The following is a 449-nucleotide window of genomic DNA, read 5'->3' on the forward strand; positions in this document are numbered from 1 at the left end:
ACTTCGCGACTTCAGGAGGCCGAACGCAGGCCTTGCGAAGGGAGGTGACGGGCATGGATGCCCGTCAAGCGCTGGGGCCCAGGATGGGCCCTGCAGCGCGGTCCTCCCGGGAGCAAGGCCGGAGTGAGGGGACCCGGAGCGAAGCGTAGGGCCAGATGAATGGAGCGCAGCGTTTTTTGGTTACTTTTGTCCGGCCGGCGCTCCGGGCGTTTGACAAAAAGTGACTCGCCGTAAGGGCGAAAAGGTGACTATGCGTCATTATAGAAAATGAATGCGCTTACACCTGTTAAAACCCACGCCGATCGCATTTGACTTTGACTTTGACTTTGACTTTGACTTTGACTTTTAAATAGTCTGTTTGAGGGTGTCAGAAATTTTGTGTTCGGGCATAACATGAGTAAGAGGTGCATGTATGCCAACCAAAAAGAAACCCTTGCGTGACCTGCCCA

The sequence above is a fragment of the Pseudomonas sp. DrBHI1 genome (genome assembly GCF_002205115.1).
GTDB classification, from domain to species: Bacteria; Pseudomonadota; Gammaproteobacteria; order Pseudomonadales; family Pseudomonadaceae; genus Aquipseudomonas; species Aquipseudomonas mosselii.